The sequence below is a fragment of the Maricurvus nonylphenolicus genome, from assembly GCF_042854845.1.
GTDB lineage: Bacteria > Pseudomonadota > Gammaproteobacteria > Pseudomonadales > Cellvibrionaceae > Maricurvus > Maricurvus nonylphenolicus.
In genome coordinates this window covers 153735-171626 of the sequence record NZ_AP031498.1, presented here as the reverse complement: position 1 = coordinate 171626, position 17892 = coordinate 153735, and the positions used below count along the sequence as shown (strand labels likewise).

Below are 17892 nucleotides of genomic sequence, written 5' to 3'. Positions count from 1 at the left end.
CCTGTTCAGCGAGCCTCGATGGCCGCCTCTAATTGACTGTGAGCGGGGGCCAGTTCTTTTAAGGCCCGTCGGTAAACATCGCGCTTAAACGCGACCACTTTATCCAGAGGATACCAGTAACTTACCCAGCGCCACTGGTCAAACTCCGCAGGGCCTTCGTGATCGTTGAGATCTATGCTCTCATCCGCCGAGACCAGCTGCAGTAAAAACCATTTCTGTTTCTGTCCCACACACACCGGCTTGCTACCTTTGCGGATCAGTCGCTTAGGTAAACGATAGCGCAACCAGCCCCGTGTGCGAGCAAGTATTTTGACATCCTTGGCTTCCAGGCCGACTTCTTCTTTCAGCTCACGGTAGAGCGCGGCTTCTGGATCTTCATTTTCATTAATTCCCCCCTGGGGGAACTGCCAGGCATCCTGGCCACCGACGCGGCGCGCCCAGAGCAACTGGCCCTTGGCATTGGTCAGCATTATGCCAACGTTCGGTCGAAAGCCGTCCGCATCTATCACCCAGCTACCTCTCTTTATTTGACCATCTTTGTCTGACCGTCTTTGTCTGACTGTCTCGCAACCCTGACCTGAGATCAGGATTGTGGTTATTTATCGACGATAAGTCTTTATATATCAGCAACCTATTGTTCCACAAACCGAAGGCCAACAGCAATGTGGATATCACTTTGGCAGCCGGCGGAGTAGAATAGCCGCCTTATTTGAGGCACGTTCAGAAGAGGTTCAATAGTGAGTCTGGCGATTTTTGATTTAGATAACACCCTGATAGCAGGCGATAGCGACCATAGCTGGGGCGAATTCATCGTTGAACAAGGCCTGGTGGATGTCGAACACTACCGTGCCGAAAATGATCGCTTTTACCGCGAATACGAAAACGGTGGCCTCGACGTTAACGAATACCTACGCTTTGCCCTCGAACCCCTGACCCGCTATAGCCTCGACGAGCTGGCTAAACTGCACCAGCAATTTATGGCTGAAAAAATCGATCCTATGCGTCTGCCGAAGGCCGAAGCCCTGCTGCAAAAGCACCGCGACGCTGGTGACTACTTACTTATCATGACCTCTACCAACAGTTTTGTAACCGGTCCCATTGCCGCCTCACTGGGCGTGGATGAGATTATGGCCTCTGAGGCAGAGATTATAGATGGCCGCTACACCGGCAATGTTGTGGGCACGCCTTGCTTCCAGGCAGGCAAAGTCACACGCTTGCAACAATGGCTGGCGCAATATGACGGCGACAAAGAGAACTGTTACTTTTACAGCGACTCCATCAATGATTTACCCTTACTGTCAGAAGTCGACAACCCGGTAGCCGTTGATCCCGACGACACTCTGCGCGCCCATGCTGAGGCCGCCGGATGGCCCGTGATCAGCCTGCGGGACTAGTTAGATTAAGGAAAACCATGCCATTGCCGCTCAGCATTCCATCCAGATCATCCCTGAGGGCTTTCAGCCTTAAGCTACGCAAGCAGTTGCCGGTAGTGACGCTGGGCGCAACACTTGTGTTGGCACTAAATGGCTGCGGCAAGCAGGATGAGGAGGCTCGCCCTGCTCCGGCTGATGCCATTCCAGCACCAGCCCCCGAGGACAACCGGCCTCTGCGCCAGGCCACCGAGCAGGCCTGGCAGCAGGCAGACACTCAGTTAACCCAATGCCAGCAGGACACTCTGAAACTCAACCAGACCATCGATAATCTACTGAAATTGATGGACGAAACCAGCCTTAATGAGGCTAAAAGCGCCTGGCACACAAGCCATAATTGCGTACAACAGCTCTCCCCGTTTCTGCTGCTGGGCGATGTCAGCCCCGGCCTGTTTGGCCCTATGCGCGAACTGGCCTTTAACATCGATGCCTGGCCTATCCAGCCCGGCTACCTGGACTATTTTGATGTTTACCCCCACAGCGGCATCGTCAATGATATCGCCGTGCCACTGACGGCCACTGCCCTGCGAGCCCAACACGGCTTTAGTGATAACAGTGATGTCAGCCTCGGCTTTCACGCCATCGCTTATCTGTTGTGGGGCGAAGAGGGCCAGCGCCCGCCGACGGACTTTATTGCCGACGGCACCGTGACCGAAAAACAAAAAGCCAGCGGCCTGACCCCGGTAGACCTGCCCAATAGTCGCCGCCGCACCCTGCTGAAGCTCCAGGGCCAGTTGTTGTTGGACGACCTCAAAACCCTGCAACAGCAATTACACCCGGCCACCAATACCCTGTCTCTGGCCTATCAGCGATTGTCGCCACAAAGTCGCCTGCAACTGTGGCAGCGGGTGGCGGAATACCAGATTAAAAGTGATGTGATGGATACCCAGGTCAGCATTCTCGCCGCTGGCGATGGACTGCCCGAAGGCCATAACCAGTTTGCTGGCCACACCAGCGAAAGTCTGGTGGCGGGTCTCGAGGGCTTAGAGAACCTGCTGTTTGGTGTGCCTGGCGAAGACGGTTCAGCAGCAGAGCCCACGCTGGTTAGCTTCTTACTCGAGGAAAAAGAGCAGCAAGCCCTGAAGCAGGCCTTTGATAATGCTCAGCAGCAATTTGAAGCCTTGGCGGATGATTGGCCTGCTGTGGGCGAGAAGCGATTGAAGCCGTTGTTGCAGGCATTGAGTGATGCGGCGGCGTTGTTGACGCCGCGGGTTACGGCTGAGAGCACGAACAATCAGGGCCGTACTTCGTAGATAGATGGGGTACGACCCGTGGGGTCGGACCCCGCCGCGCTGCAGATGCCGCACAAATTCGGGGTCTGACCCTGCGGGTCATACCCCACTTAAAAACTAAGGCATAAAGACCCGCGCAAATACCGCCTTAAGGTAATCAGTTTCGACAATCGCCGGATGCACCGGATGATCAGCACCCGCTCCCCCCTGATGGAAAATCTGCGCATGACGATCGCGATGGCGCGCCGAGCTGCGCACAATTTCGGTTAGGGTATCGCGCTGCAAATGCATGGAGCAGGAGGCCGATACCAGCATGCCATCCTTCGGCAACAGCTTCATCGCCAACTCGTTAATATGGCGATAGGCCGCCTCACCGGATTTCTGATCCTTGCGACGTTTGATAAACGCCGGTGGATCCAGCACCACAATATCGAATTTCTCATCGGAGGCTGCCAACTGCTTTAACACGGGCACCGCCTTGCCGTGCAACCCTTGAACCCGATCTTCCAAACCGTTGATGGCGGCATTCTCACCTACCCAGTCCAGCGCCTGTTCAGAGGCATCGACACAGACAACCTCACTGGCTCCTGCGGCAGCGGCTTGAACGCCCCAACCACCGACGTAACTAAACACATCCAACACCCGCTTGCCCGGCGCCAGACGCTGTAACAGGGCGCGGTTTTCGCGGTGGTCATAAAACCAGCCGGTTTTCTGGCCTTCGGCGATGGGAGCGATAAACTGCACACCATTTTCCACCAGATCTACCGCCTCAGGCACATCACCAATCGCAATTACCTCTTCCGGCAGGCCTTCCAGAGTACGTGCCGAGTGATCGTTGCGTAACAAAATAGCCGTAGGCCTTAGCACCTGCTGCAGAGCTTCCACTACATCATCCCGGCAGGCTTCCATACCGGCGGTGGCAATCTGTACCACCAGGTATTCGCCAAAACGATCAACCACCAGCCCTGGCAGCAAATCACTGTCACCGTACACCAGGCGGTAATAGGGGGCGCTAAAACAGGCTTCACGCAATGCCAGGGCCTGCTTGATGCGATGCACCAACAGGGATTTATTCAGTGGGTATTTAAGTTCCCGACTTACCAGCCGACCACAAATCAAGGTTGAAGGATTGATGGTCGCAATACCCAGGCTTTTACCAGCATGGTTTAGCACCTGGGCCTGTTCACCCGGCTCAAATGCCTTGAGGTCACTCTGCTTGGTGTCCACCTCGTTGGAATAAATCCACAGGTGGCCTTTCTTCAGGCGGCGGTCTGCCTGGGACTTAAGCACCAGGGGCTTTAGCGTAGCAGCGGCTTCTTGAGACATATGCGATTTACCTTCGTTGGTAACCGGCCGGGCTGTAATTGGGGCCAGGTTAAGGGCGCGCATTATAACGATAGCAGCCCCAAGAAGGTAAACGATTGCAGAAAATTCTGCTTTAGGGGCTATTCCTCACAAGTACATGTCGACTACACTTTAATGATCCTTCCGCCCACATCATCAACATGGAATTTCAGGTTGTATACCCCATGGTCGAATTGACACAGGAACAGATTCAACAAGTCTTGCAAGGTATTGCCATACCACCCCAACCACAAATTATGGTTGATCTGCAGATGGAGCAGATGATGCCCGGCTGCTCGCTGGACAATATAGCCAAGCTCATCAGCCAGGATGTAGGCCTGGCAGGCGCCATATTAAAAACCGTCAATTCCCCTTTCTACGGCCTTTCCAACAAGATCACCTCTATTTCTCAAGCGGTGAGCCTGCTGGGCTCGAAAACCGTCGTCAATCTGGTTAACGCCCAGTCCATTCGCGGCGAACTGTCCGATGACGATATTGTCGCCCTGGGCCGTTTTTGGGATAGCGCCATGGAAATCGCCATGGCGTCCAATGTGATTGCCAAGCAAATCGGCTTCCCTTCACCGGATGAAGCCTACACCCTGGGCCTGTTCCACAACTGCGGCATACCTTTGTTGATGATGCGCTTCAAAGATTACCCCAATGTCATGGTGGAAGCTTACCGCCGGGAAGAAGAACGCATTATCGATACCGAAAATGAACTGATTAAAACCAACCATGCCGTCGTTGGTTACTATGTGGGCAAATCCTGGAACCTGCCGCCCTACCTTTGCGAAGCGATACACGAGCACCACAGTATTGAAAAAATCTTCGCTGACGATCGCGCCGAACCACAAAAGAAAACCCTGCTGGCCATTTTGAAAATGGCAGAACATGTCTGCGGCAACCACCGCATCATAGGTAATCAGGAAGAGGATTATGAGTGGCAACGTATAGGCGATAGCATTCTGCTGTTTATTGGCATGAGCCAGTACGACTTTGAAAGCCTGCGCTCGCAGCTATTGGAAATGGGCCTGGGCAATAACGACTACTACTGCTAAACACGATCATGGTAACTCCCCAAGATTTTGATAACGGCAAAATCCGTCTCTGGTCCTACAAGGGAGTTCCCGTTGTAGAACCTTATACCAACGGGGAAATCACGCTGGAAGACTGCCATTGGATTGCCCAAATCGGGGTTGAACATTTTGACAGTCCCTACCTGATCAACCGCAAAAAAACCGATTACTCTGTAAGCCCCGAGGCACAGGTGTTTTTGATGGAGATCGCAGGAAGTGCCGAAAAATGCGCCTATGTGGTCGACAATCAGGAGCAGTTCCGTCTCGCTGAAATGGCAGCACAGACCTTTTGGAGCGAATTAAAAACGCAAACCTTCTTCGATATGGAACAGGCCTACAATTGGCTTACAGAATCCAGTAGCTGAGTACGCCGCTCACCGGCGAATACCACCAGCTCTGGCATCAATTGCAAAAAATCCCCTGTCAGCAACGACCGATTAGCCTCAACAAGCGCATAAGTTTCCGCCAAGCGATTTTCAAACCTCAGCCGCTTGCCCACCCGGATTAACACCTGCTCCAGAGTTTCTGTCTCTCGATAGGACTGCAACAGCGCAAACTCCCGCATACGCTCACTGAACAACGCTGCAGAAGGTGGAAACCTCTGCTCATGCTGGGAAAACACGCGGTAAATACCCTGACAGTAATCATCCAACCCGCGATCAGAAAAGCGTTGCCAGTGAATAGCCAACAGATGATCAAAAGCGATATCCAGCGCGATGCCGCCAATACGCCGAAACTCCGGCCCCAGCCGAGATAGCGCTTGCAGATACAGGGGATGCTGATCGACATAAGCATCGATGGCGCGATGCAATGTCATGCCCGCAACAATACCCGGTGACCATGGGCCGCCCAGTTGATCTGTCGGCACGGGAGTTAGTGGACCTTTGACAAAGTCCCCTAAAAATCCACCCAGCTGCCATTCCGGGTCATCTCCGGAAAGCAGCAAATGGGCGAGATAATTCATAACAAGGGAAGGTAAACCGAATTACTGGCAGCAGTTGTACTGGGCGTAGTACTGCGCAATATAGGTTTCAAAGTCGACATCAGTATTGGCCTCAATATCGGCCTGGTCCTGCCAGGACTGGCTTACCTGCGACTTCATGGTTGCCAACCAATCGGCAGGCACCTCAACACCGTCATAGTTCGCCTTGTGCTCACCGGCCAGCGACATAGCCAGCCCGTAGAACGTCTGACCTGAGTCTTTCATATCCGCCAGGATACGCGCCGAAGGCACCAGGGATGGGTCATCCAGCTTGGCGCGCTGGGCTTCCACCGCCTCAGAGTAATGGCTGGTGCCGTAAGTGCTATCCAATAACGCCGCGGCACGGGCAATATCGTCGAGCAATGCATGACCCCACTGGGCAGCACTCTGTTCACCGGCAGCACTTAACAAACGCATCGCCGGATCACGGCCTTCTTCCACCATCAAGCGCTGGTTTTCCAGCGAGCGACGGTATTTCTCACAATCGGTTTCCGGGCTGCCCACCAACAGACAGTAGTACAGGAAGGCATCGAGGAAATTCACCTGCTCGGCATTGATGCCCAGCGGCTCGTAAGGGTTAATATCAATACAGCGCACCTCGATATACTCCACACCGCGGTTATGCAGGGCAGACAGCGCAGTTTCACCGGACTTGGCCGTACGCTTGGGGCGAATGGTGCTGTAAAACTCGTTTTCGATTTGCAGCAGGCTGGTGTTGAGCTGGTGGTAGTCACCCTCGGCATTCTTCAAACCGATACCCTGATAGGTTTCATGGGGGCTGGTAATGGCCTCACACAGGGTTTGCAGATAGGTATCCAGATCGTTGTAGTTCACCACCAGACTATTCTGGGCGCTGCTCTGGTAACCCAGATTGCCCATACGCAGGGAGGTGGCATAGGGCAGGTGCAGACTGTGCTCGTCTTCACCAAAGGGCTGCAACTGATGCTCGCGGCCTTTGACAAAACTGCGACATACCGCAGGCGAGGCGCCAAACAGGTACAACAGCAGCCAAAAGTTGCGGCGGAAATTGCGAATCAGATCGAAATAGCGGCGGTTCTTGTAGTCCTGCAAGCTGTCTTCGCGGCCTTCACGCTCATGCCAGAACTGCCAGAATTCATCGCTAACCGAGAAGTTATAGTGGATGCCGGCAATGGTCTGCATCACTCGGCCGTAGCGCTCTCCCAACCCCAAGCGGTAAACCGTTTTCATGCGCCCCGGGTTAGAGCTACCGTACTGGGCCACAGGAATATCGCTATCAACCCCCAACATGCAGGGCATACTTGCCCCCCACAGCAACTCATCGCCTAACTGACGGTAGGTGTAGGCCTGGATACGATCCAGCTCCTGCAGCAGGTCTTCAGTGCTATCGGTGGGCGAGGTAATAAATTCCAGCAGAGCTTCGCTGTAATCGGTGGTAATTCGCGGATGGGTTAACGCAGACCCCAGGCTTTCGGGGTGAGCGGATTGTGCCAGGGTACCTTCGGGCGTCACCCGTAAACTTTCTTTCTCCAAGCCTTTGTAAACCCGCGACAGGTCACGGTTTTCCGGGTCGGCCAGTATCGCCAGGCGTTGACTGAATAAAGACAAAGCAATTCCTCTTGGCTAATTCTCGAGGCTGCCCTAGAGGCTGCGTACAAAAACGAAGCTGCGCGCAGGCACCATCACGGCAGGGATGAACCTACATTGGGGGCACAGATGCCACATTTCAAGCGTCAGCTGCACCACCCCGGTTAAAAAGACGCGTTAAAAGAGCCGATTGTCACTTTCGCCCGAGGGCGCGGCTTCTTCGCCAACCTCTGCTTGGCTAGGTTGTTCTTGAATAGACGCTGAAGGCTCAGCAGCGGTTTCCAGTGTATCCGTGACAGCTTCATCATTGGCTGCCGGGGTTGCAGCTTCACTTGCCGCAGACGCCTCAACAGCGGCAAATAAATCGGCAACCGGCGCTACCTCTGGGGCCTCTGTCGCTATTGGCTGAGTATCGGGCTCAGCATCTAAACCAAACAAATCCCTTGCCACAGACTCAAATTCAGAAGCATCTATCTGTATTTCTGTCTCAGGCTCAGCCTGGGCCTGCTCTTGCACCTGTTCCTGATTGCTGGCCTCAGTTTGTTCTACCGCTTCAGAGGCATCGGTTTGCGGTGCCTCATCAGTGCCAGCCTCTTCAGCCTCAACGTCAGGCATAGCCATAGGCTCAGGCAGATGCTCTTCAGGGATTATCGGGTTACGTCGATCATTTAACGTACATTTCAGCAGGGAAATACGCAGGGTGTAGTCTTTGGAGCTCACCTCAAACTGCTGGTTAATCGCCTCGTCCTTGTGTTCAGAGCGGTAAAGACTGTTGGCATCGCGACCATCACTCCATTCACCGGACTTGGTCAAAAACTGTTTGAGCTGATTTTGTAATACGAACACTTGCTTCATGAAATACGGCAGGCCTTTCTTTTAATACATATGAACGCCCCCAGTGTAACCCCGATTGGGCACCGGTCAACAGTATTGAAAAAGAGGATAAAAAGACAAGCGCTACCCTAGGCCGGGTAGCGCCTGAAAAGGCAGGCTTAACGCAGCTTCTGATAACGGCTGACGTGGTTGCGTGTGGCACCAAATTGCTTGGTCAGCACTTCGATATGCTTAAGGTAGTGGCCCACCTTCAGCTCATCGGTAGTACCTATTCCGCCGTGTAGCTGTACGGCAAACTGAGCCACCAGCTGAGCGCCCTTATCGGCCTTGACCTTGGCAGCAGCCACATAGGCACGGGCATCATCTGAGTCGTCACGCAGCTTGATCGCCGCCGCATACATCAGTGAACGCGTCAGCTCGGTGGCCATAAACATTTCCACCATCTTGTGCTGCAGCACCTGGAAGAATGACAGGGGCACACCAAACTGCTTGCGCTCCTTGGTGTATTCCACCGTGGTATCTACCAATACCTGCATGGCACCGACCATTTCGGCGACCTGGGCCAACAGGGTGTTATCCAGCACGCGGTTAAGAATTGACTCCGCTTCAGCCCCAGTTGCCAGTAAGCTGTCTTCAGCAACCAGCACATTTACCAGCGACAGCTCAGCTGCCTCGCGACCATCAACCGTGGTGTAACCCTTCTGGCTCAGTGCTTCGGTGCCGGCCGGTACCAAAAACAGTGCTTTACTGCCATCCAGCTCTGCACTGAACACAAACAGCTCGGCAGCGGCAGCGTTATAAACAACAGATTTGCAGCCGTTTAACTGGTAGCCGTTATCCAGTTTTGTCGCCTTGGTGTTTAAGGTGTTATCAAAACCGTTTTGATAAGGCTCGCTATGAGCAAAGGCACCTTGCAACTCACCGCTCATTAACTGCTCAATATAGGTCGCACGCTGGGGATGCTGACTGGCCTGTAATACGCCACCGAGCTGTACCAGGGTTTCCATAAAAGGCTCAAGTACTAAATGCTTGCCCAGCTCTTCAAACAGCAACACGGTATCGACAGCACTGCCGCCAAAACCACCCACGGCTTCTTCAAAAGGCAAACTTAACCAACCCAGCTCGGCACAGGTTTTCCAGATGCTGTCGCTATAGGCGGCATCAGATGCCTGGATTTTTTGTCGTTGCTCGAAATCGTATTCTTGCTGCAAAAACTTAATGACACTTTCCTGAAACGCCTGCTGATCGGCACTGTATTCAAAGTTCATTTTACTTTCTCCAAAATAGTGCTCGTTTATAAACCCAATACCAGCTTGGCAATAATATTGCGCTGAATTTCCGAGGTACCACCAAAGATGGTTGAGGCGCGGTTATTCAGGTAGTGGTTCATCATTTTTATGCCCGACTCACAACCGATGGTTTCGTCGGTAAACGAAGGCTTAAGCGATTCATTTTGTTTCACCGCCACGTACGCGCCCTGCATTTCCAAACTTAACTCATCGACTTTCTGACTTAATTCCGAGCCCACAATTTTTTGCATGGACGCCAAGGCTCCGGGGTTACCGCCACCGGCTGCGGCCGCGGTAATGCGATATTCCAGGAACTTCAGCGCCAGGCTATCGATTTCCAGCTCAGCCAATTGCGATGCGACGACCGGATCATCAGCCGCAGAAACACCGTAGGCTTGTCGCTGCTCGTCTGCCAGGTCATAAATCGCGGCCAGCTGACTTTCCACAAAAATATTAAAAGAAGAGCCACCTCGCTCAAATTCCAGCAGGAATTTGGCGACCGACCAGCCGTCGTTTTCTTCGCCAATGCGATTGACTTTGGGTACACGCACATCATCAAAGAACACCTGGCACTGCTCGACTTCACCGTCCATCGATACAATGGGGTCAACGGAAATACCAGGGCTGTCCATATCTATCAGAATAAAGGTGATGCCGCGCTGCGGTTTGCACTCGGCATCAGTGCGCACCAGGCAAAACATTTTGTTGGCGTGCTGCGCTGCCGTAGTCCAGATTTTAGAGCCGTTAACAATGTAGTCTTCGCCATCACTGACCGCTCGGGTTTGTAAAGAGGCCAAATCAGAACCGGCACCCGGCTCGGAGTAACCCTGACACCAAAAATCTTCACCCGACAACATTTTCGGCAACAGTTCTGCCTTTTGTGCATCGGTGCCATAGTGCATTAACACCGGCCCCAGCATCTGGATACCCATGGGGTATAACGCCGGTGCATTGGCTTTAATGCACTCCTCCTGAAAAATACTGACTTGCTCAATACTCCAGTCGGCACCACCGTACTGCTTTGGCCAACCGGGTACGACCCAGCCTTTTTCGTTAAGGACTTTTTGCCACTTCATAGAAGCTTCATAATCCGGGAACACGCTGGTTGCCCGCTTACCGGCGCGAATAAATTCCGGTGTAAGATTGTCCTGCAAAAAGACTTTCACTTCTTCGCGAAAATCTTGCAGCGCCTGACTAATGGATAAGTCCACGGTTTCACCTCTATTAGGTTCTTTACATTCGACCGGCCCAGTTGCTTCTACCCAGGTAGTTCAAGGCCTTTGCCAATATTATCCGTTCATTAAGCATCTACCTGAATGACGCAATGGCGCTGCGATTTTGATACTTTACAACAATAAGGCATACTTACTGATACCCCTTTGAATCCGCTCAACAAGCCGACAACCTGGCCTTACAATGCGCTATACCAGTAAAAATTCGATCTCTATCAGCATTACGTATGTAAATGTGGTGCTTTCAAAGGCCCGTTTAGATCAAAGCGTTATTGATGAGTTGCTACACAACAGCAGAATCCCCAATCACCTGCTGCAAGAGCCCAATGCCCGGGTTTCTCTGGTGCAATATGCGCAGTTAATGGATGGGCTCACGCAGGCCACCGGGGATGAGTTTCTCGGTCACGGCTCGTCGCCAGTACCCCTGGGCAGCATGTCTTTGCTGACCCATTGGCTGGTGGCCACGAAAACCCTGGCCGAAGCCGCTGAACGTATTGCTCGTTTTTATCAGATGATTGGACAAGGCCAAGCGATTCACAGTTATACCGAAGGTGATCTGCTGTTTTTCGAAATTGAGTTACCTTCCTATAAACGGCATTCCGATTTCTTTATTGCCGAGCTGTTTTTCTCCAATATCCATCGGCTATTGAGTTGGCTAACGATGGAGATCATTCATATTGATCGGGTTGAGCTTCAATGCGAGATGCATGATCACGCGCAGGATTACCCTCTGCTTTTTTATGCAGCTCCTATTCATTTCAATCAGCGCAAAACCAGAATTAGCTTTTCGCCGACCCAGCTTGCAAAACCTGTGCAACAGAATCTCTCGAATCTGGAAAAGTTTTTAGAAAGCCCTAATTTTGAGATTTTGGTGCTGGACTTTAAAGCCGATAACCTGGCGTCACGAGTTGCTGTAGAGTTGCGTAAAAATCTCGATGCCATGCCAGCCCTGCCAGAATTGGCAGAGACTATGGATATAAAGCCCTACACATTGCAACGCCGCCTGGCCGATGAAGGTATGACCTATCTGGGGATTAAGAATCAGGTTAAACGTGATGCGGCGATTGATTTCTTGGTGAATACGGATTTATCGATTGAGGAGATTAGTGCGCAACTGGGGTTTTCTGAGACGAGTCCGTTTACCCGCACCTTTAAGGAATGGACGGGGATTCCGCCTAGTGCTTACCGGAAATACCATTAGTGTTTTTAACTCGTATGTAGCGCTTGCGGTCCGCGATGGGGTTACTGGACACGCTATTCGGCATCCATGCCCGCTCTGCGTCGGCGTCCTGCCTCCGAAGGTCCAGTAACCCCATCACGAACCACAAGCTTCAACCATACCTATCGTGCCTTTAATTACGTAAAGCTTTCTTGTCGATTTTTCCTACCGGCGTTAAAGGAATCGCATCGATAATATGAATTTCTTTCGGCACTTTATAAGCTGCCATATTGTTTACACAGTATTCCTTTATCACTTTCTGCATTTCCACAGGATCTGCATCTTTATAATCTTCAGCCAATTCCACGTACAGTGTTACGATTTCATTGCCAGGGCGTTTTTCATCAGCCTTGCCAATAACAGCAGACATAGCCACCTGAGGTAACGATTGCAGTTTGTCTTCCAGCTCTACGGAAAATACTTTGTAGCCACCTACAATCAACATGTCTTTGGCGCGATCACAGAGGAATAAATACCCTTCTTCATCAAGGTATCCTACATCACCGGTACACATCCAGACTTTACCGTCGATTTCGCGCAATGAATTGGCGGTCTCTTCCGGCAGATTTAAATAACCCTTCATCACCTGCGGGCCTGTGGCGAGAATTTCTCCCGGCTCACCGATGGGCATATCAGTTTTTGCTTCATCAAGACTGACAATGCGAATTTCAGCACCTGGCACTGCCATACCCACAGAACCCACTTTGTAACGCGAGGGTGGATTAGAGGCAAAGCAAGGGCTTGTTTCGGTCATGCCGAACATGTCCGATATTTTGTTTTTACCCAATACGTTGTTTAGTGCTTCAAACGTGGCGCTGGTCAATGGTGCCGCACCGGTATAAGCAACACGCAAACGACTAAAATCTATCTCTTTAAATTGGGGCGTTGCCAGCAGCATTTCATATAACGCCGGTACTGCACCCAATACTGTTGGCGGATAGGCTTTCATTTGATTGCAAAAGTGCTCTGTATCACGGGGATCAGGTAGCAGCATCATCATACCGCCAGAACGTGCGCCGGCAAAAATTATCGACAACCCAGCAATATGGAAAAACGGAAATGCGCTGGCAATGATATCTTCACCTTCTAGCCAAGGCGTAGAGGCGGAGTATTGCGTAGAATTGTGCATAACGTTACGTACTGACAGCTCCACTCCTTTAGGCTTACCAGTCGTTCCACCGGTGTATTGCAGCATAAAGGTATCGTTCCAGTGAACGGGCTCTGTTTCTCGCTGCGTAGGCTGTCCGTCAACCAACGCGGTGTAATGAATAAAGTTAATGACATCAGATTCAGGCAGTGCAACCTCTGAAGGCATAAACACATCAAGTGCACCGGTCACAACAACGGCATCCAGCCGAGAAACTGCTTCACCGAGACCTGCATAAATGCCTGCGAAGAGATCAAGAGTAAGTACAACCTTGATGCTGGCATCCTTTATCTGAAAAGCCACCTCTGAGGGTGTAAGCAGTGGCGAGATTCCGGAACACACACAACCCATTTTACTGGCGGCAACTAACGTCAAAGCATACTGGGGGATATTGGGCATATGAATGCCGACAACATCGCCTTTTTTCAGGCCTATGCTTTCAAGGGCGTTGGCAAGTTGCCCGGCAAGTTCATTGTACTGTCGGTAACTTATCTTTTGATCGCCAAACAGCATAGCCGGATTTTCACCGCGGACACTGGCATGATGGGCAATCTGTTCTGCCAAACTGCGATCATCAAAGGGTAGCGTATCCTTACCTATGGCTTTATAAAAATCGGCACCATGTTGTTCTGGCATATTCATGTCTTTCTCACATCGTATAGTTACTGCATTGGCGTTATCGCCACTAGGGGTTGAGTGCTCTTGAGGTGTTTCACGTCGGCTGTAACCCGACCACATGATGTCGCTTGAGAAGTGTTTCAGTATTTGCGCGACTAAGTGATGCATGTTTATCGGGGTGATAAAAAAGGGGCGGTAATACCGCCCCAAACGGCGAGATAGAATCTCGACAGAGAGTCGATCGTTCACCCAAGAGAGATCACATTGACAGTTTTACCTGAATCGCAACGGTACGTGGTGCACCGCTAAAGGCGAAGAAGGCACCGTCCTGGAAGCCGGCATCACCGCCCATGGTGAAGTACTCTTCATCGGTCAGGTTTTTACCCAGCAGCGCGACTTCCCAGTTACCTTCGCTATTGCTCAGGGCTACACGGGCATTAACCAGGGTGTAGTCATCCTGCAGTGAACGCTCGTCCAGGTCGGAGGCCAGGTATTGATCATCGGTGTAACTGAAATCGATATGGCTCATCAGCTCCAGATTATCCGACAACGCCATGACGTGATCGAAAGCCAGGTTGGCAGTCCATTCAGGTGCATTGGCCAGGGTTTCGCCGCCCAGGTCCTGGGTACAACCTACAGGGGTTACCAGATTCTGCGCGTAGGTACAGTTGGCATTAGCAAACTCATCGTAGGTCGCGTCCAGGTAAGACATGGAACCGGTCATGGTTAAGGATTCACTCAAGCGAACCATACCGTCAATTTCAATACCTTGGCTGATTGCTTTTGCCGCGTTACCCACAACAAAACTAATTCCATCATAGGTAGACACCTGCAGGTCATCGTACTCGGTACGGAACAGGGCAAAGTTCAAGACGGCAGCGCCATCCAGTAAGGTAGTCTTACCACCAACTTCAAACGCCAACGCTTCTTCCTGGTCAAAATCGAATGTCGTTGGAGCCCCTACGATAGGGTTGTATTCACCCAACTCATCACCCGTAGTACCAGGTTCACTGTAGCCACCAGACTTATAAGCTTTGCTCAAGCTGGCATATAACATCACATCGCTATTAACGTCATACTGGAACTTCAACGATGGTGACAAATTCTCATCGGTGTGATTACCTTCCACATCATGAGAGAAAATACCAAGGATATTCATATCCAAGATAGCCGCTGGGTCAGTCTGAGCAGAAGTGCCCAGATATTCAGAGATCAATAATGAACGCTCAGCCTCTTTGTCTTCTTTGCTATAGCGAAGGCCTAATGTCCAATGCATGTCATCGGTAGGATGCCAACTTAAAGAGCCAAATACGGCATATGTTTCTGAGTCTTGAGAAAACTGGCTATTAAAGCCAGTAGTGGTTGCTAATGCACCAGTATAACCGGCACCGGACAAGACCGGATCAGCAGCAAGTGCAGCAAGTGCAGCGCCCGCCCCCAATAAACGGTTAGTATCAAATTCACTGCTTTGATAATAAACACCGGCTATGTAGTCAAATTTATCACCCAGTTCAGACGTAATCCGAAACTCCTGACTGACCTGCTCATACTCTTGGTTTAACTTAACGCTAATTACATCAGCAGGAGAAAAATCAGCATCAAATACATCATCAGCTTCAAACGTAGAATAAGCTGTAATCGAAGTTAACTCATGAGAACCAAGGTCATAGCTAACATTCAATGTGAAACTTTCGCTATCAATATCCATGGTTTCTGCATCAGAAGTCGATCTCTGATACTCATCAACTTCAAAGTTGGGATCAAAAGCTTGGTATGCAGCCAGATACGGTCCCGCATCAATGATACGATTATTTTTACCAGCCGTTTCAGTGTTGCCGCTTTCGTACTTAAACAACACATCCAGCTCATCGGTTGGCGTCCATAACAGACTGACACGACCGGCCAGCGCATTGGTATCCATTTCCTCATCATCTTGCAGGGTGTTATCCATAAAACCATCGGCTTCGGTATAACGCAGTGCAATACGGCCGGCCAGGTTTTCTGCCAGAGGTCCAGACACGATCGCTTCGGTAGTTTGACCGCCTTCTTCAAATTCATACTCGGTCATAATGCTGGCTTCCAACTCATCGGTTGGACGCGCCGAGGTAATGGTAATAGAACCGGCGATGGTGTTTTTACCGTACAGAGTGCCCTGCGGGCCACGCAGAACCTCCACGGAACCTACATCCAGGAATGGCGCCTGGAACTGACGCGCCTTACCGGCATAGACACCATCGACAAACATACCTACGGATTGTTCAAAACCCTGGTTTTCACCGGAGCCCAAGCCGCGGATATAAATACCGTTCTCAGTAGGGCCTTCATTGATTTTCAGGTTTGGCACATAGGAAGACAGGCTGGTTAAATCTTTAATGCCCGAACTTGAAATTTGTTCGCCACTAACGGCACTAACTGAAACCGGAACTTCCTGCAAACTCTGTTCACGCTTTTGCGCGGTAACAATCACTTCTTCCAGCACCAGACTGGCATCAGCCACGGCGCTGGCACTAACGGCCATGGAAATGGCAGACATCATGGCAGTTTTGGCAAAGGTATTCTTTTGCTCTCTCTTCATTATCTTCATCCTCTCGGCTATCAAACTATGGACAGCTTTGTGTATTTATTATTTTTGGTTACAAATCTTGATCTTGATCAACACTCTTTAACCACAATGCAAAAATTAACCATTTATGAGAGTATTGTCAATTATGAGATTGCAACTTTTATAAGATTTAAATGTGATAAGAAACTAGCTGTAAATTACGACCATTGCCGTAGGGAGAAATCTATGAACAAACCTAACCACAACACTGCCAACTACATGACAACTTGCCTGTTGGGATTTTGTTTTTTTAGCGATCACGCCACCGCCTCGATGGCACTATCTGAATGGAATATGCAAACGCGACTGGCATTACCCGTTTATTTAAAAGTATGGCTAGGTGCCATGCTGCTTATGCACTTCTGTTCACTATTTTTTGTTAAACGCTTCTATGCAGCGCGCTGGATACTGGGCTGTTTTATTGCCAGCCATATCATTGTGTTTTATCTAGAGAACTCGGCGACAACCACACTTCTTGCGGGTATGGTGTCACTTAGCCATGTTATCTTTTGGCCACCAGCACTCTATGCGGTTTATCACTATCGCCAGCAACTTTCACGCTCCCTGCCTTATAAGCTGTGGATAGGCAGCGTGATATTTTTTTATAGCGTGTCGCTGGTATTTGATATACGCGACTCTGCCATTTATTTATATCACGCGCTCTAATGTAGTCACTGAGCCGCCTCAACAGGCGGCTTGGAAAAATATTTGCTGACTAACCAGATACACCAGCTACTGATAATGGCCAACCAAACAACAGCATGCGTGCCATATTTAATGCCATCCAAAGCCGGTAACAACACAAACAATAACGCTGACAGATTATCTTCCGCAGGATAGTTCAGCATATAAACTGGCATCAGCGCATTGGCAAAAAGCACCGACAGAAAATACACACTGACCAGAACCACCAATATTTTTTTCACGCGATCAAAAGCTACGGTACCTCTCACCACGCTAATTAACACCCCCGCAAAAGCCGGAGGTGCCAGTGTATCCATGCCCAATTGGAAAAGCGCATATTCAACCCGTCCCGCCTCACCCAAAGCGATGGCAAATTCGGTTATGTCTGCAGAACTGTAACCAATATGACCATCAAGCGTTGCCACACCACCGGCTAACTGCGTTAACGCATCAACATCGGCGGCAACCATAGGCACGGCAACATAGGCTGCTGGGAAAGTCACCAGCAGCAGCCATTTGTTTGAACTTATCTCTGCGCCCTTTTTGGTATAGAGCAGAAAGAAAACGGCCAATGTCCAGACAAAACCTATCACCGTTGTCAGGGAATACAGATTCGAATCAAACAAGACGCCCACGC

16 protein-coding genes are annotated in these 17892 nt (G+C 50.8%); 6 read left to right on the top strand and 10 right to left on the bottom strand.

Annotated features, from left to right (window positions below; translation table 11 throughout):
- Nucleotides 1-5: 5 nt before the first annotated feature.
- Nucleotides 6-509 (bottom strand): RNA pyrophosphohydrolase, encoded by a 504-nt coding sequence (rppH, locus tag ACGHZ6_RS00805; protein ID WP_390616864.1) that lies wholly within the window; start codon nucleotides 507-509, stop codon nucleotides 6-8.
- Nucleotides 510-737: 228 nt separating this feature from the next.
- On the opposite strand from rppH, the gene ACGHZ6_RS00800 reads away from it, so the two are divergent.
- Together ACGHZ6_RS00800 and ACGHZ6_RS00795 are read left to right on the top strand one after the other, a co-directional pair.
- Nucleotides 738-1394, top strand: coding sequence for an HAD family hydrolase (locus ACGHZ6_RS00800; protein ID WP_390616863.1), 657 nt, complete (start codon nucleotides 738-740; stop codon nucleotides 1392-1394).
- Nucleotides 1395-1411: 17 nt separating this feature from the next.
- A complete protein-coding gene (locus ACGHZ6_RS00795) occupies nucleotides 1412-2683 on the top strand; it encodes an imelysin family protein (protein ID WP_390616862.1) in 1272 nt (423 codons plus the stop codon).
- Nucleotides 2684-2779: 96 nt separating this feature from the next.
- Here ACGHZ6_RS00795 and ACGHZ6_RS00790 read toward each other — a convergent pair whose 3' ends face one another.
- Nucleotides 2780-3988: a class I SAM-dependent rRNA methyltransferase gene (locus ACGHZ6_RS00790; protein ID WP_390616861.1), complete on the bottom strand. Its 1209-nt coding sequence runs from the start codon at nucleotides 3986-3988 to the stop codon at nucleotides 2780-2782.
- A 203-nt stretch (nucleotides 3989-4191) separates the two neighbouring features.
- Between ACGHZ6_RS00790 and ACGHZ6_RS00785 the strand changes: the two genes are divergently transcribed.
- Nucleotides 4192-5064, top strand: a complete 873-nt coding sequence (locus ACGHZ6_RS00785) for an HDOD domain-containing protein (protein WP_390616860.1) — start codon at nucleotides 4192-4194, stop codon at nucleotides 5062-5064.
- Between the two features lie 8 nt (nucleotides 5065-5072).
- Nucleotides 5073-5447, top strand: a complete 375-nt coding sequence (locus ACGHZ6_RS00780) for a hypothetical protein (RefSeq protein WP_390616859.1) — start codon at nucleotides 5073-5075, stop codon at nucleotides 5445-5447.
- On the opposite strand, the gene ACGHZ6_RS00775 is transcribed toward ACGHZ6_RS00780, so the two are convergent.
- The 5 genes from ACGHZ6_RS00775 to ACGHZ6_RS00755 form a co-directional block, all read right to left on the bottom strand.
- Nucleotides 5417-6046 (bottom strand): ACP phosphodiesterase, encoded by a 630-nt coding sequence (locus ACGHZ6_RS00775; RefSeq protein WP_390616858.1) that lies wholly within the window; start codon nucleotides 6044-6046, stop codon nucleotides 5417-5419. The two genes, ACGHZ6_RS00780 and ACGHZ6_RS00775, sit on opposite strands and share 31 nt — an antisense overlap.
- Before the next feature lie 21 nt (nucleotides 6047-6067).
- Nucleotides 6068-7651, bottom strand: a complete 1584-nt coding sequence (gene gshA, locus ACGHZ6_RS00770) for a glutamate--cysteine ligase (protein ID WP_390616857.1) — start codon at nucleotides 7649-7651, stop codon at nucleotides 6068-6070.
- A gap of 156 nt (nucleotides 7652-7807) precedes the next feature.
- Nucleotides 7808-8485 carry a hypothetical protein gene (locus ACGHZ6_RS00765; RefSeq protein WP_390616856.1) on the bottom strand — a complete coding sequence of 226 codons (678 nt, stop codon included), beginning with the start codon at nucleotides 8483-8485 and terminating at the stop codon, nucleotides 7808-7810.
- A gap of 137 nt (nucleotides 8486-8622) precedes the next feature.
- Entirely contained in the window at nucleotides 8623-9732 is a 1110-nt protein-coding gene (locus ACGHZ6_RS00760) for an acyl-CoA dehydrogenase family protein (protein WP_390616855.1), read from the bottom strand.
- A gap of 26 nt (nucleotides 9733-9758) precedes the next feature.
- Nucleotides 9759-10964, bottom strand: a complete 1206-nt coding sequence (locus ACGHZ6_RS00755) for an acyl-CoA dehydrogenase family protein (RefSeq protein WP_390616854.1) — start codon at nucleotides 10962-10964, stop codon at nucleotides 9759-9761.
- Nucleotides 10965-11220: 256 nt separating this feature from the next.
- On the opposite strand from ACGHZ6_RS00755, the gene ACGHZ6_RS00750 reads away from it, so the two are divergent.
- The gene (locus tag ACGHZ6_RS00750) at nucleotides 11221-12186 is read left to right on the top strand and encodes an AraC family transcriptional regulator (protein ID WP_390616853.1); all 966 of its coding nucleotides are present in this window, start codon (nucleotides 11221-11223) and stop codon (nucleotides 12184-12186) included.
- Nucleotides 12187-12337: 151 nt separating this feature from the next.
- Here the strand turns inward: ACGHZ6_RS00750 and ACGHZ6_RS00745 are convergent, their stop codons facing one another.
- Together ACGHZ6_RS00745 and ACGHZ6_RS00740 are read right to left on the bottom strand one after the other, a co-directional pair.
- Nucleotides 12338-13987 (bottom strand): class I adenylate-forming enzyme family protein, encoded by a 1650-nt coding sequence (locus ACGHZ6_RS00745; RefSeq protein ID WP_390616852.1) that lies wholly within the window; start codon nucleotides 13985-13987, stop codon nucleotides 12338-12340.
- Between the two features lie 241 nt (nucleotides 13988-14228).
- Nucleotides 14229-16544: a TonB-dependent receptor gene (locus tag ACGHZ6_RS00740; RefSeq protein ID WP_390616851.1), complete on the bottom strand. Its 2316-nt coding sequence runs from the start codon at nucleotides 16542-16544 to the stop codon at nucleotides 14229-14231.
- 213 nt (nucleotides 16545-16757) lie between these two features.
- Between ACGHZ6_RS00740 and ACGHZ6_RS00735 the strand changes: the two genes are divergently transcribed.
- Complete coding sequence (locus ACGHZ6_RS00735) at nucleotides 16758-17237, top strand: hypothetical protein (protein ID WP_390616850.1); 480 nt, start codon at nucleotides 16758-16760, stop codon at nucleotides 17235-17237.
- Between the two features lie 5 nt (nucleotides 17238-17242).
- Here ACGHZ6_RS00735 and ACGHZ6_RS00730 read toward each other — a convergent pair whose 3' ends face one another.
- On the bottom strand, nucleotides 17243-17890 hold the full coding sequence (locus tag ACGHZ6_RS00730; RefSeq protein WP_390616849.1) for a hypothetical protein: 648 nt from the start codon (nucleotides 17888-17890) through the stop codon (nucleotides 17243-17245).
- Nucleotides 17891-17892 lie beyond the last annotated feature (2 nt).